This window comes from Spiroplasma endosymbiont of Polydrusus pterygomalis, assembly GCF_964030825.1.
In the GTDB taxonomy this organism is placed as follows: Bacteria; Bacillota_I; Bacilli_A; order Mycoplasmatales; family VBWQ01; genus Spiroplasma_E.
The window spans coordinates 1,162,943-1,177,632 of record NZ_OZ034964.1; the positions used below are offsets into that span (position 1 = coordinate 1,162,943).

Annotated in this window: 13 protein-coding genes and 3 rRNA genes; 2 read left to right on the forward strand and 14 right to left on the reverse strand. The window is 29.9% G+C overall.

Annotation, left to right across the window (positions count from 1 at the left end):
* Positions 1-43: 43 nt before the first annotated feature.
* From ACQH25_RS05725 to ACQH25_RS05745, 5 genes are all read right to left on the reverse strand, one after another.
* Positions 44-823 carry a TrmH family RNA methyltransferase gene (locus ACQH25_RS05725; protein ID WP_425381060.1) on the reverse strand — a complete coding sequence of 260 codons (780 nt, stop codon included), beginning with the start codon at positions 821-823 and terminating at the stop codon, positions 44-46.
* Positions 801-1,508 (reverse strand): M48 family metallopeptidase, encoded by a 708-nt coding sequence (locus ACQH25_RS05730; protein ID WP_425381061.1) that lies wholly within the window; start codon positions 1,506-1,508, stop codon positions 801-803. The genes ACQH25_RS05725 and ACQH25_RS05730 overlap by 23 nt, the downstream gene beginning before the upstream one ends.
* A 36-nt stretch (positions 1,509-1,544) precedes the next feature.
* On the reverse strand, positions 1,545-2,048 hold the full coding sequence (locus ACQH25_RS05735; RefSeq protein ID WP_425381062.1) for a dUTP diphosphatase: 504 nt from the start codon (positions 2,046-2,048) through the stop codon (positions 1,545-1,547).
* Positions 2,049-2,069: 21 nt separating this feature from the next.
* Positions 2,070-2,942, reverse strand: a complete 873-nt coding sequence (locus ACQH25_RS05740) for a hypothetical protein (RefSeq protein ID WP_425381063.1) — start codon at positions 2,940-2,942, stop codon at positions 2,070-2,072.
* 297 nt (positions 2,943-3,239) lie between these two features.
* Positions 3,240-3,524, reverse strand: coding sequence for an ankyrin repeat domain-containing protein (locus ACQH25_RS05745; RefSeq protein ID WP_425381856.1), 285 nt, complete (start codon positions 3,522-3,524; stop codon positions 3,240-3,242).
* 497 nt (positions 3,525-4,021) lie between these two features.
* Here ACQH25_RS05745 and ACQH25_RS05750 point away from each other — a divergent pair, with 497 nt between their 5' ends.
* Positions 4,022-4,168, forward strand: coding sequence for a hypothetical protein (locus ACQH25_RS05750; protein WP_425381064.1), 147 nt, complete (start codon positions 4,022-4,024; stop codon positions 4,166-4,168).
* 500 nt (positions 4,169-4,668) lie between these two features.
* Here the strand turns inward: ACQH25_RS05750 and rplT are convergent, their stop codons facing one another.
* The 4 genes from rplT to ACQH25_RS05770 all read right to left on the reverse strand — a co-directional run bounded on the left by rplT (position 4,669) and on the right by ACQH25_RS05770 (position 6,641).
* On the reverse strand, positions 4,669-5,028 hold the full coding sequence (rplT, locus tag ACQH25_RS05755) for a 50S ribosomal protein L20 (protein ID WP_425381065.1): 360 nt from the start codon (positions 5,026-5,028) through the stop codon (positions 4,669-4,671).
* A 15-nt stretch (positions 5,029-5,043) separates the two neighbouring features.
* Positions 5,044-5,232 carry a 50S ribosomal protein L35 gene (gene rpmI, locus ACQH25_RS05760; protein WP_425381066.1) on the reverse strand — a complete coding sequence of 63 codons (189 nt, stop codon included), beginning with the start codon at positions 5,230-5,232 and terminating at the stop codon, positions 5,044-5,046.
* A 19-nt stretch (positions 5,233-5,251) separates the two neighbouring features.
* Complete coding sequence (gene infC / locus ACQH25_RS05765; RefSeq protein WP_425381067.1) at positions 5,252-5,794, reverse strand: translation initiation factor IF-3; 543 nt, start codon at positions 5,792-5,794, stop codon at positions 5,252-5,254.
* Positions 5,795-6,356: 562 nt separating this feature from the next.
* On the reverse strand, positions 6,357-6,641 hold the full coding sequence (locus tag ACQH25_RS05770) for an ankyrin repeat domain-containing protein (protein ID WP_425381068.1): 285 nt from the start codon (positions 6,639-6,641) through the stop codon (positions 6,357-6,359).
* A 331-nt stretch (positions 6,642-6,972) separates the two neighbouring features.
* On the opposite strand from ACQH25_RS05770, the gene ACQH25_RS05775 reads away from it, so the two are divergent.
* Positions 6,973-7,287 (forward strand): hypothetical protein, encoded by a 315-nt coding sequence (locus ACQH25_RS05775; RefSeq protein ID WP_425381069.1) that lies wholly within the window; start codon positions 6,973-6,975, stop codon positions 7,285-7,287.
* A gap of 10 nt (positions 7,288-7,297) precedes the next feature.
* Here the strand turns inward: ACQH25_RS05775 and ACQH25_RS05780 are convergent, their stop codons facing one another.
* From ACQH25_RS05780 to thrS, 5 genes are all read right to left on the reverse strand, one after another.
* On the reverse strand, positions 7,298-7,420 hold the full coding sequence (locus tag ACQH25_RS05780) for a hypothetical protein (RefSeq protein ID WP_425381070.1): 123 nt from the start codon (positions 7,418-7,420) through the stop codon (positions 7,298-7,300).
* A 184-nt stretch (positions 7,421-7,604) separates the two neighbouring features.
* Positions 7,605-7,711: ribosomal RNA gene (gene rrf, locus ACQH25_RS05785) — 5S ribosomal RNA — on the reverse strand.
* Positions 7,712-7,793: 82 nt separating this feature from the next.
* Positions 7,794-10,737: ribosomal RNA gene (locus ACQH25_RS05790) — 23S ribosomal RNA — on the reverse strand.
* A 192-nt stretch (positions 10,738-10,929) separates the two neighbouring features.
* Positions 10,930-12,451: ribosomal RNA gene (locus ACQH25_RS05795) — 16S ribosomal RNA — on the reverse strand.
* Together the 16S, 23S and 5S rRNA genes form the textbook arrangement of a ribosomal RNA operon.
* 295 nt (positions 12,452-12,746) lie before the next feature.
* Positions 12,747-14,681 carry a threonine--tRNA ligase gene (gene thrS / locus ACQH25_RS05800; RefSeq protein ID WP_425381071.1) on the reverse strand — a complete coding sequence of 645 codons (1,935 nt, stop codon included), beginning with the start codon at positions 14,679-14,681 and terminating at the stop codon, positions 12,747-12,749.
* Positions 14,682-14,690 lie beyond the last annotated feature (9 nt).

The following is a 14,690-nucleotide window of genomic DNA, read 5'->3' on the forward strand; positions in this document are numbered from 1 at the left end:
ATTAATACATGTAATTAAATTTATAATTCAAAATAAGTATAATTTATTTTAATATATTACTAGTAAATAAGCAATATCCTACTATTGCCACACTTGTTGCTAAATTTAATGATTCAACAGTAGTAGAAGTTGCAATCAAAATATTAGTATCAATTTTATCTTTATACTTTTTATTAATTCCTTGTCCTTCATTGCCAAATAAAAAAGCATTTTTTTTCTTAAAAACAATATCAGATAAATTAGTACTATTAGTTTCATGCAAAAATGTACCATAAATCATATAGTTTTCTTTTTTTACTTTTAATAAAAATTGATCAAAATTTTCATAATAAACATTAGTATCAAAAATAGCTCCTTGACTGGCATTAACTACTTTGTGATTATATAAATCAACGCTTTCATTTGACAAATAAACTTCAGAAATATTAAAAGCACTTACACTACGTAAAATATTTCCTAAATTACCTGGATCTTGAATTGTATCAAGTAGAATAATATTAGCAACATTAAAATAGGTTACCGGTTTGATAATATTGCAAACACCAATTATTGGTTGTGGTGTTTTTTGTTGGGAAATTTTTTTAATAATCATGCTATTAACAATAATAATTTCAATATTATAACACTTTTTTAATAAGTTATCATATTTATCTAAATATTTTTCATCAATATATATTGTTAGTAATCTTTTTTTAAATAAAGCAATACTTATTAAATGTTCTCCTTCAATTAAAAACATTTTTTTGAGATTGCGATGCTTGCTTTCATGTAATAATACTAATTGTTGAATTATTGGGTTTTTAAGCGAGGTTATTTGTTTCATCAATAACTCCTTGTTTTAATATTTTTTGACATTCTTGAAAATTTGGACAATATTGACCAACAAAATTTCAAAATAATTTTTGATGATGACTATGAACTATATGCGCTAATTCATGAATTATAACATAATCAATTATTTGATAGTCAAAATGAATTAATTTATAATTAAGGGTAATAACTTTTTTATGTGGTTGACAAACTCCCCATTTGCTTAACATTGAACGAATCTTAAGCACTGAGAATTCAATATTCATAATTTCTGATCAATATTGCAAACGATTTATAAAAATTTCCTTTGCTTCTTGTTTTAAAAAATTTTGAATTTTAACTAATATTTGTTTATGATCTTGAATTTTGGTACATACTACTAAATTATTAAATTCAAAATAAATAATAGTTTTTTTGGCATGATATTTAGTGATTAATTGATATTTTTTACTTAAAAAATAAAGATAACTATCATCATTATTAAGAACAATATTAGGTTTTAAAATAGTTTTCTTTTTTAAAATTTTGGGTAAACTTTTTAAAATAAAATCTTCAATTAATTTTTCTTGCACAAAAAATGGAGCACTAATAATGATTTGATCATTACGTACTTTTAAATACATATGTTTCTGTTGTTTATATGTAATAACATACTCTCATTTTTTATCGTTATAATGAAAAATCTTAACATTAGTCATTGTATTCCCCTAAATAATAGTTTTATTTGTTTTCTTTTAATAATTTTGTGATTGTCGTAAATGATTTACTTCATTTTTATAAATATAGCAAGTAATAATGTCTTCACTATTAAATTTACATTTTTTACCAATAGTAAAATAAATATTTAATAATTCAAAAAAATCATTACTTGATTTTGTTCTAAAAAAAGTTGTAACCAAACTAAATAAATCAATAAATGCTAGATTAAGATCTTGATAATTGGTTTTTTCTAAAAAATTAAAATTCTCAAAATTAATCTTAAGACTAGTACCGATACTAAGAATAAAGTGAAGACTGTCAATATATTCTTCAAGCATTATTGATTTTTCACTACTTGGTTTTGTACTTCAATATTTAAAACATCTTTGCTCATTTGCAAATTCTCCTAATTCAACTAAAAGTGCTAAGAATCTAGCAGTTAACGTTCCATTATCACTAAGATTATGATTAATAATTATTTTTTTATCTAATTGATTTTGCATTTTAATAATTGTTGAAAATTGTTTTGCATTTAGCATAAAATAACTCACTTTCTATTTTTAACTATTAATTAACATTTTTTTGCCTTTTTTTCTTCAAAATTTAAACTTTGAAGAAAATTTTGTTATTAATGTTTTTTTATTTTCATAAATAGGATTAATCTTTGTTCCTTTTTCAATATAAAAAGGAACAAACGTTTTTATAATAAAAATATATGTTAACCCTAATAATGAAATCCCAACAGTCGACATAAATATAAAACGAAAAATTGGTAATCACACTGAAGTATCTAATACTTTTTTACCAAAACCTGCTGTATAGCCAGCACTACCAATAAATAAGTAATTAGTGCCAAAAGAAGTATTAAAAATAAAAACACCAGCACCAAATAAAGTTAAATATAATATACTTTTTTTAATATATATTTTCTCATATTCAATATGACCATATAAATATAATAATAAATAAGAAAACATAATAATAATATGAATTAAGTAATAATTTCAATAAAGAAAATGTTGAGGACCAAATACTCATTTAGCTTTATCAGGTAATAAAAATGCCAAAATAACTGGACCAATTAATGGAAAAGTCATATTAAATAAACTTTTATTAGGTATCATTAACAGTATTGAACTAGTAAGATTTAATACTGAACATAATTGAAAGGGAAAATAATCATATCAATAATAATTATCACCACTCAAACCGTGAACAACATAAAAACTAATATATAAAAATAATTGAAAAATACCTAAATTTCATTTAAAAAGATAAGATTTACTTAAATTAACATAAAATTTTTTAAAAATAAATAAACTAATTATTAAAATAAATGAAATAGTTAATCCAATTCAATAATACATACCAAATAAAGGATTAATAACTGTTTGTGGATTACCATCAAAAAATCCGAGAGTAACAATGTGCATAAATAGCCCCTAAATATTTTTTAAATTTTTTTTCTTTATAGTATAAGAAGCAAATTTATTTTTTAATTTTACCATTAAATTAATATAAAACAAAATTTGTGATAAAAAATATTTTTTTATAATCATTAAAAATATCACAATTTTAATTAGTTTTTCATTAGAGTAATTATTGCAACTTAATGGTAATACTTTCTCTCGTTTACATTTTTTTGTGATTTTGAAGCTGAGAGTTTATCATACCTATTTGTTGATGATTAATTTTTGTCTTTTTTAAATTATTTGGTAAATTTAATGATTCTAAATTTTGATTCATATTTTTTCATATTCTTGATAAATTAAAACTTCTTTGAATGCCTTAACAATTTCTAAATTACCTTTTTGAACAGCACTCATTAAAGCAGTATTACCATACTGATTAACATCAGCATTATGGACAAGCAAATTAACTATTGATAAATTACCATTTCTAGTAGTTTCCATCAAAGGTGTATTTCCATATCTATTTACATGATTGACATTAGCCTTATTTTCTATTAATGCTTTAATGATTTCCAAATTATCTTCTTTAACAGCTGATATTAATTTTTCAGTTTTTCCCTTTTTTCTATTTTCTTTTTAACATTAAAATTCTATTATTTTAAAAGTAAAATAATAGAATTAAAAACTTATATGTGTAATAATGATAAATAATATCAAATTTTATATATTTTACAAGTTGTAATTAATAATTTCTTTAAATAAATTGACTTAAATTGATTACGTTTAATGATTGACTATATTTTAAAATTGTTTTTTTAATGCACAATGCTAAATCATGTTCCGTTCTTTGTTCTTCTAAAGTTATTCACTATATGTGGTAACAATTAATTATCATACTTAATTGTTACCACATCGTAACGATTTTTTTATTACTTTCATTTTTTCTAATTATAACGATAAAAAATATTTTTTTAACAATTTTCTTATTAAAGACACTAATGTTATATTACATATTTTTTAATAAATGTTAATTATATTTTTGATAAAGTTTTTAAAGAAAAAAGTTATTAATTTAAATTAATGAAAGGCGATAAAAAACTATGAAAAAATTTCTAAGTATTTTTGAAACTATTGGATTATTGTCAAGTTCATCAATTATTGCAGTACCAACTTTATCAAATATTAAAACAAATAGTATTCTAAAAAAGAAAATCAAATGTTTAATGAAGAATTTAATTTTATATTAGAAAACGCCAAACAAGAAATTAATATGCCTAAAATCTGCTTAGTTTAGAAGATTTAGCTAATTTAATAGAACAAGATAGCTTTCAATTAAATAAATTTTATGTCAGAACTGAACCTAGTTCTTATTATCCTAATAATATAATGGTGACATATATTTAACATATATGTCACCATTCTTCAAAAGAAACTAAAATTCGAGTTAGTACATTGCTAATCAATTTAAAATAAATCAAATTAATCATAATTTTAAATATAAAAGCACATTTACAATTTCATATCAATTGTAAATAATAAAGATATACATATATAATAAATATTTTTCTAAATCAAAATACATGGCTATCTATATATTTTTTATACAGCAAATATTAAATGATTAAAATATATTATAAAACTATGTTATGTTGCTACATCCAATTAAAGTATGTGTTAAATGACAGTCAACACTTATGCAATTAAAGAAAAGAACATCTATATTGAGACTACTATAGATGTTCTTTTATTATTTTGCTAATGCAGATTTTGATACTAAAATTAATTTTTCAAATTCTTCTGGTTGATTAATTGCTAATTCAGATAATATTTTACGATTAAGATTAATATTAGCTTTATTTAAACCATTAATAAAACGTGAATATGATAAATCATAATTACGAACAACGGCATTAATTCTCTGAATTCATAATTTACGAAATTCACGCTTACAATTTTTACGATCACGATAAGCATAAACTAATGAGTTCATTACTTGTTCATTTGCGGTACGATATAAACTATGTTTTGCTCCATAATATCCTTTTGCTGCTTTTAATACTTTTTTACGACGATGATTAGTTGTATAACCACCTTTAACTCGAGCCATTTTACTGTCACCTTCCTAAATTAAATCTTTTAAACGTTTATAATCAGAAGCAGATACTTCACTGTAACCACGTAATTGACGTTTTTGTTTTGTTGTTTTATTTTGTGCTAAGTGAGAAACAAAGGCACGACTACGCATTCATTTACCACTGCCTGTTACTTTAATTCGTTTTGTTAAAGCTTTTTTTGTTTTCATTTTTGGCATATTTTTTACCTCCTAATAATTAACCTTCTTGATTTTTCTTTTTTGGAAAAAGATAAATAGTTTGTATATTTTTTTCTTTTTTATCAAAATTTTTATCATAAATACAAACATCCTCTAATTTTTTATAAAATTTTGTAAGTACTTCCATACCTGCTTCAGGATTATGTAATTCACGACCACGATATTTTAATGTAACTTTTACTTTATTACCATTACTTAAAAATTTACGGGCTTTATTTGCTTTAGTTTTAATATCATTATTATCAATAACAACACTTAATCGAATTTCTTTTTCTTCAATAATTGTTAATTTTTGTGCTTTTTTAGCTTCTTTTTCTTTTTTTTGTTGTTCAAAACGATAAGTATCAAAGTTAAACATTTTACAAACAGGTGGTTTAGTATTTGGTGATATGCATAATAGATCATACCCCAAATCTTCTGCCTTTTTTAAAGCATCCTGCTTTTTCATTAAACCATAATTAACTCCATCATTACCAATTACTAAAAATTCATAAAAGGGAATACTACTATTTCACAAATTATCATTATTTTTTAAAGCCATACATACCTCCTTTAATTTGCATAAATAAAAGTGTGCTTAAATTGCACACTCACCATTACAAAACCTTATTTTCAAAATAAAAATTTAAAGCATTGAACCTATAACAACTTAGTTATCAGGTGAGCGTAAAATACTACTTTCTTTATGACAAATATCATTATAATAGATTTTTAATAAATTACAACATTTTTTGTATAGCAATAGATAAAATCATTACTACTTATTGTTAAATTTATATTTTTGAAGATGATAATTGATATTTACTTGTAACAAGAGCGATTGGTTTTGTAAATTGATAGCATTTACCTTTTTTAAAAGATTCTTCATTATTATCTAAAATATGATAATACTTTAAAATATTTAATCTATTATCATTATCACATTAATCTTTTATATTTAATGGTGTCAAAGTATCATATCCTTTTCTTGTCGATAAATTTTTTTAATAGTTGTTTAAATTTTTTATTAAAATAAAGTTCAGTTTTATAAATTATGTTAAAGATTTTTGCTTCAATTTTATTTGGATAATCCCAATTTTTTATCTATTAAAATACTAATAATTTTATTTATTATTTTTTTTAGAATTTAATAAATTTTTATCTTTTAACCTATTTACTTGATTAATTATTTTCACTATTCTTATGTGATGATTTCGATTTGCTATCATTAAAACTGTTTCATTAAAATAATTAACGTTAATATTATTTGCTATTAAATAATTAACGACATCGATACAATTATTTTCAATAGCTAATATTAAAATATGATAATCATAATCTTTTAATTCATTAAAATTAACAGTTTTTAACAAACTAATAATGTTATTTTGAATTTTCATATTTAACATTAATTGATGAATTTTTTTCATCATCATCACTATTTATTATTTAATTTTAATATTTTTTAATTTTTTCAATCATCCATTTTTCTCCTTTACCCATTAAAAACATATTTGTTTAAAACTAAAACAATAGATCAAAAACTATTATTGAAATAATACAAAATCTATCTCTCCTTCGTTCTCCTTAATCGAATCTTAATAATAGAAATTTATATTATTAATCAACTTATTAGTTTATTATTGATTAATATAAATTTGTTTTAACACTTTTTGTATTAAATAGTTATTGAATTTTAAAATAAAAAAATTAAATAATAAATATATTGGAATTAAAAAAATGTTAAAATTATTAACATCAATTAATTTTAAAAAAGGAAGAGTAAAAATGAAATTAAAACGTTTCATTAAAAGTTTAGTTAATAACTTTTTATTTATTATTAATGCTATTTTATGAATTTTTAATATTAATTCGATTGGTGAACTTATTACAGGAATTAATGTTAATGCAAATCATAAAGAAAAATTAATTTATGGATTTGCTAGTTTACTACAATACATAAGTTATTTATCAATAATTGGACTTATTATTACTATTTATTGATGAACAAAAAATGATTTATCAATAGCAGAACGTATAAGCAAAATAAAATAATTATAAAATATTAATCTTCATTTTTTTCAATAAATAAATTATTAGATTCTTCTTCAATAATTATTTCTAACTGTTTAGTTTCAATTAAATACTTAATAAAAGGGTGTAAAATTCCCTTTTTATCATTATTCATAAAATCATCTCTTCCTTAAACTGTTACAAATAATAATTAACTACTGATTTTACATAAATATTAACATTTTTTTCTATTTTTTCAGTGATAATACAAATAAAATAGTCTTTCTTAACTTTGATTACTAATTCTAAAAATAAAAAAATCTTAATATTAAAATTAAGATTAGTAAAAAAATAAAAAAATTTGGCATCGTGCTATTTTCCCAGTACTGGTATTTTCGCCGCTGGAGTGCTTAACTGCTGTGTTCGAGATGGGAACAGGTGTGACCACTCCGCCATGGACACCAAATAGTTTAGCAATTGCTCCCTAAAAACTAGAAACAGACATCTTTAAATTTGATTACTTTTGATTTGCAATAGCGAATGTATTCTTCAATAAATCCTCGATCTATTAGTATCAGTTAGCTGAACATATCACTATGCTTACACACCTGACCTATCAACCTTGTAGTATTCAAGGGATCTTACTTCTTTCGAATGAGAAATCTCATCTTGGAACTGATTTCGCGCTTAGATGCTTTCAGCGCTTATTCATGCCCTACATAGCTACCCAGCTGTGCCACTGGCGTGACAACTGGTGCACCAGAGGTAGGTCCATTCCGGTCCTCTCGTACTAGGAACAGCTTTCCTCAAATTTCTTACGCCCACGACAGATAGGGACCAAACTGTCTCACGACGTTCTGAACCCAGCTCGCGTACCGCTTTAATGGGCGAACAGCCCAACCCTTGGAAGCGACTACACCTCCAGGATGCGATGAGCCGACATCGAGGTGCCAAACCTCCCCGTCTATATGAACTATTGGGAGAGATTAGCCTGTTATCCCCGGGGTAACTTTTATCCGTTGAGCGACGGCCTTTCCACACAGCACCGCCGGATCACTAAGCCCAACTTTCGTTCCTGCTCGACTTGTATGTCTCGCAGTCAAGCACCCTTTTACCTTTGCGCTCTACATATGATTTCCATTCATATTGAGGGTACCTTTGGGCGCCTCCGTTACTTTTTAGGAGGCGACCGCCCCAGTCAAACTACCCACCAGACACTGTCCTTAGACCAGATTATGGTCTCAAGTTAGAATTTCAATATAGCAAGGGTGGTATCCCAATGGTGACTCCATGCCTACTAGCGTCTGCATATCACCGTCTCCCACCTATGCTGTACAAACTACACCAAAATTCAATATCAAGTTGTAGTAAAGCTCCACGGGGTCTTTCCGTCTAATCGCGGGTAACCTGCATCTTCACAGGTACTAAGATTTCACCGAGTCTATAGCCGAGACAGCGTCCGGATCGTTACGCCTTTCGTGCGGGTCAGAACTTACCTGACAAGGAATTTCGCTACCTTAGGACCGTTATAGTTACGGCCGCCGTTCACTGGGGCTTCAGTTCAAAGCTTCGCTGAGACGCTAACAAATCGCTTTAACCTTCCAGCACTGGGCAGGCGTCACCCCCTATACATCGTCTTACGACTTAGCAGAGAGCTGTGTTTTTGCTAAACAGTCGCCCGGACCTCTTCACTGCGACTCATAGTAATATGAGTTCCCCTTCTCGCTAACTTACGGGGTTATTTTGCAGAGTTCCTTAGCTATAGTTATCTCGCTTGCCTTAGGATATTCTCCTTGACCACGTGTGTCCGTTCTCGGTACAGGCACCATGATGATGTCTTTAGAAACTTTTCTTGGAAGTTTGGCATCAAATGCTTCGTTACTAAGCGAACCGTTCACTCCCCATTATACTTCAAGGTTAACGCTGTGCGGATTTGCCTACACAACCCTCTTTGTACTTAGCCCAGCACTACCAACCACTGGGACATTTTAGCCTTCTCCGTCATTCCATCAGTCACCATGGTGGTACAGGAATATCAACCTGTTATCCATCGACTACGCCTTTCGGCCTCGCCTTAGACCCTGACTAACCCTGGGTGGACGAACCTAGCCCAGGAAACCTTGGTCAATCGGCATGAAGGATTCTCACCTTCAATCGTTACTCACGCCGGCATTCTCACTTCTAAATGCTCCACTAGTCCTTCCGGTCTAACTTCGTCGCCGATTAGAACGCTCCCCTACCGCCCACAATATATGTAAACAACATATATATAGACCCATAGCTTCGGTACAATGCTTAGCCCCGGTACATTTTCCGCGCAGAATCATTCGACTAGTGAGCTGTTACGCACTCTTTAAAGGATGGCTGCTTCTAAGCCAACCTCCTAGCTGTCTGAACAATTCCACATCGTTTTCCACTTAGCATTGATTTGGGGACCTTAGCTGATGATCTGGGCTGTTTCCCTCACGTCCATGGACCTTATCACCCATAGACTGACTGCCAGACATATAACAATGGCATTCGCAGTTTAATTGCATTCAGTACCCCGAGGTGGGGCCATCATACATTCAGAGCTTTACCTCCATTGCACTAATTCTGACGCTAGTCCTAAAACTATATCGGGGAGAACCAGCTATCTCCAGGTTCGATTGGAATTTCACCGCTAGCCACAAGTCATCCACGGTCTTTTCAACGAACGTTGGTTCGGTCCTCCATTAACTGTTACATTAACTTCAACCTGCTCATGGCTAGATCACCTGGTTTCGGGTCTACAACCACATACTAAACGCCCTATTCAGGCTCGCTTTCACTTCGGCTCCGTCTTTTCAACTTAACCTTGCATGTAATCGTAACTCGCCGGCTCATTCTACAAAAGGCACGCCGTCACCCATTAACGGGCTCCGACTTGTTGTAAGCATATGGTTTCAGAAACTATTTCACTCCCCTCTCGGGGTACTTTTCACCTTTCCCTCACGGTACTGGTTCACTATCGGTAATTGGTTAGTATTTAGCCTTACGCAGTGGTTTGCGCAAATTCCGACAAGGTTCCACGTGCCTCGCCGTACTCAGGATGCTGTCAAAGAGATTTATACATTTCACATACTGGGCTATCACCATCTATGGCGTTGCTTCCCAACAACTTCTGCTATATATAAATTTTGTAACTCTTTATAGGCCAAACCTATAAGACAGTCCTCTAACCCCAATCTGATGACTGGTTTAGGCTGCTCCCTTTTCGCTCGCCGCTACTAAGGGAATCGCATTCGCTTTCTTTTCCTCTAGGTACTAAGATGTTTCAATTCTCTAGGTATCACTCTGCACAACTATGAATTCATTGGACAGTACTATCTGATTAAAGATAGTGGGTTTCCCCATTCGGACATCTCCGGATCAAAGCTTATTTCCAGCTCCCCGAAGCTTATCGCAGGTAATCGCGTCCTTCATCGTCTTCCAATTCCAAGGCATCCACCATACGCTCTTAATAATTTATTTTTAGAATATCCTATTGCAAGATAAAAATTATCTTATTTTTTTTAAAAGATGTCTATTATCCAGTTTTTAAAGAACAATTGCTCAGAGAAAACAATCCCTGAAAACTAAATAGAACAAAAGAACTATTCCAATAAGTCATCGACCTAATTTTTCTTGTTGTCTTGGTTTCTTAATTGAAACTAAACTCCATAGAAAGGAGGTGATCCATCCCCACCTTCCGGTAGGGATACCTTGTTACGACTTAACCCCAATCATCAACCCTGCCTTTGGCAGCTCCCTCCTTACGGTTAGGACACCGACTTCTGGCATTGCCAACTCTCGTGGTTTGACGGGCGGTGTGTACAAGACCCGAGAACGTATTCACCGCGACATTGCTGATTCGCGATTACTAGCGATTCCGACTTCATGAAGTCGAGTTGCAGACTTCAATCCGGACTGAGACTGACTTTTTGAGATTTGCTTGACCTTGCAGTTTAGCGACTCTTTGTATCAGCCATTGTAGCACGTGTGTAGCCCAGGTCATAAGGGGCATGATGATTTGACATCATCCCCACCTTCCTCTAGCTTACACTAGCAGTCTCCTTAGAGTCCCCAACTTAATGCTGGCAACTAAGGACAAGGGTTGCGTTCGTTGCTGAACTTAACCAAACATCTCACGACACGAACTGACGACAACCATGCACCACCTGTATCCTTGTTAACCTCTACTATATCTCTATAGCTTTGCAAGGTATGTCAAGACCTGGTAAGGTTCTTCGCGTTGCTTCGAATTAAACCACATGCTCCACCGCTTGTGCGGGTCCCCGTCAATTCCTTTGAGTTTCACTCTTGCGAGCATACTACTCAGGCGGAGTACTTAATGCGTTAGCTACAGCACTGCCTCATGACAACACTTAGTACTCATCGTTTACGGCGTGGACTACTAGGGTATCTAATCCTATTTGCTCCCCACGCTTTCGTGCCACAACGTCAGTAATAGGCCAGTTAGCCGCCTTCGCCACTGGTGTTCCTTCATATATCTACGCATTCCACCGCTACACATGAAATTCCACTAACCTCTCCTATACTCTAGTAATGTAGTTTCCAAGGCGGTTAGGGGTTGAGCCCCTAAATTTAACCTCAGACTTGCAAAACCGTCTACGCACGCTTTACGCCCAATAAATCCGGATAACGCTTGCCACCTATGTATTACCGCGGCTGCTGGCACATAGTTAGCCGTGGCTTTCTGGTAAGGTATGGTCGATACTAACATCATTTCCTTTGCTAGCACTTCTTCCCTTACAACAGACCTTTACAATCCGAAGACCTTCATCAGTCACGCGGCATTGCTCCATCAGGCTTTCGCCCATTGTGAAAAATTCCCTACTGCTGCCTTCCGTAGAAGTTTGGGCCGTGTCTCAGTCCCAATGTGGCCGTTCATCCTCTCAGATCGGCTACGCATCATTACCTTGGTAAGCCATTACCTTACCAACTAGTTAATGCGCCGCATCCCCATCAATTAGCGAAGCAAATGCTCCTTTTATTACTTATTATTGCAAATAAATAACATATGTGGTATTAGCTGTCGTTTCCAACAGTTATTCCCCACTAAATGGTAGGTTAGATACGTGTTACTCACCCGTTCGCCACTAAAGTATTGCTACTTTCGTTCGACTTGCATGTATTAGGCATGCCGCCAGCGTTAATCCTGAGCCAGGATCAAACTCTCAATAAAATTGTTTTTTGTTAAAAGATAATGTCTGACTTATTTAATTTTAAATAAAAATTGACGGATTAATTCTTGTTCTATTTAGTTTTCAAAGATCGTTTTTTCTAATTGACCCACTTAGCTTTGGGCATAATAAGTATCTTACAGAAAACAAAACCTAATGTCAATGAAAATAATACTAAAAAATAAATATTTTTTCTATATAAAAACTTGTTGTAAATTTTAGTATTGAATCATTAACAATTAAACTATAATAATTAATAAAAAATCATTTAAGTGTTAATCTTAAATGATTTTACATTTATATTTTATCTTCAACTTGTGTTACCAATAATTTTAAAAATTGTGATAAAACAACAACTTTACTTTCTTTTTGTCCATATTGACGATAACTTAAGTTGTTATTTTTGATTTCCTTATCACCAATAATAATTTGATAAGGAATTTTTTGTGTTTGTGTTTCAACAATTCGTTTACTAATAGTGCCACTACTAATAATTTCAGTACGTAAATTATGTTTTTTACATGCCTGCAATATTTTTTGAGCATATTCTAAAGTTTTGACTTTTTCATTTATTGGTAAAATCGCAATTTGTCTTGGTGCTAATCATAGTGGAAAAACACCTTTATTTTGTTCTAATAAGGTAGCAATAAAACGTTCATAGGTACCAATTAAGCCACGATGAACAATAACTGGATTTGTTTCATTATTATTTTCATCAATATAAGTTAAATTAAATTTTTTTGGTAATAAAAAATCAAATTGAATAGTAGATATTGTAATTTCATGACCTAATGCTGTTTTAATTTGAACATCAAATTTTGGTCCATAAAAAGCAGCTTCACCAAACATTGGTTTATATTGTAATTTTAATTCATCAAGTACTTCACGCAATGCTGTTTCTGCTTGATTTCACATTTTATCATCATTAAAATATTTTTCTTTATCAGCAGGATCTCGTAATGATAATGATAAATAATCAATATTAATATTTAAAGTTGCTAAAACTTCAGCAATTAATTGATAACAACGTTTAAATTCTGTTTTCATTTGATCAAGTCTAACAAAAATATGAGAATCAGTTAATTCCATACTTCTTACTCGTTCTAAGCCAGTTAAAGCACCACTTGCTTCATATCGATATAATAAAGCATGTTCACTTAAACGTAGTGGTAAATCTTTATAACTACGAGGGATACTTTTATAAATCATACAGTGATGTGGGCAAGTCATTGGTCTTAATACTAATTGTTCATTTTCTTTTTTAATTGGCGAAAACATATTTTCCCGATAATGATCTCAATGACCACTTTTTTTATATAATTCAACAGAACCTAAAACTGGAGTTGCTACTTCTTGATAATCTCACATAAATTCTTGCTTTCGTAAATATTCCTGTAAAACTTTTTTAATAACCATACCATTTGCTAAGAAAATAGGTAAACCTTTACCACAATCATCATTAAAGGTAAAGATACTTAATTCTTTACCTAATTTACGATGATCACGATTTTTACGTTCTTCAAGTTCATCAAGTTTCTCAACTAATTTTATTTTTGAATAATCACAAATGCCAGAAATACGTTGTAATTGTTTATTTTTATCATTTCCTAATCAATAGGCACCAGTAATGGTTAATAATTTAAAATCTTTAATTAATGCAGAACTATTAACAGCAACACCTGAAGCTGCTACTAATGTTTTATTATCAACTAAATATGAATAGTTTAATCCATTAACATGATTTAATTTAATATACTCTAAAATAAAAGCGTTATTTTGATAAGTTTTTAAAGCTTCTTCTTTAGTTTGACAAACACTTTTAATTTTAAGATCTTTTATTAAAATTTCACGCATTTTTGCTTCAATTTTAATTAATTCATCATTAGAAAGTCTTTTTTGATAATCAAAATCTAAATAAAAACCATTTTCATTAGTACCAGCAATAGTGATTAAGGCTTGGGGATACATTAATTTAATAGTATGAACTAAAACCATAGCACATCCATAATTCAAAACAGTTCATCCTAAAACATCATCTTTTTTAATAAACTTAATTTCAGCATCATCGGTAATTTCTCAAAATAAATCCTTTAATTGTCCATTCAAAGTAAAAGCGACAATTGAAGAATCAATATTTTCCTTGATTTGTTTTAATAATTGATAACCAGTAATTGGTTTTTCAATATGATAAGTTATTACTTTACCATCTAGTTTACTTACATTAATTTTCATATTTTTTAC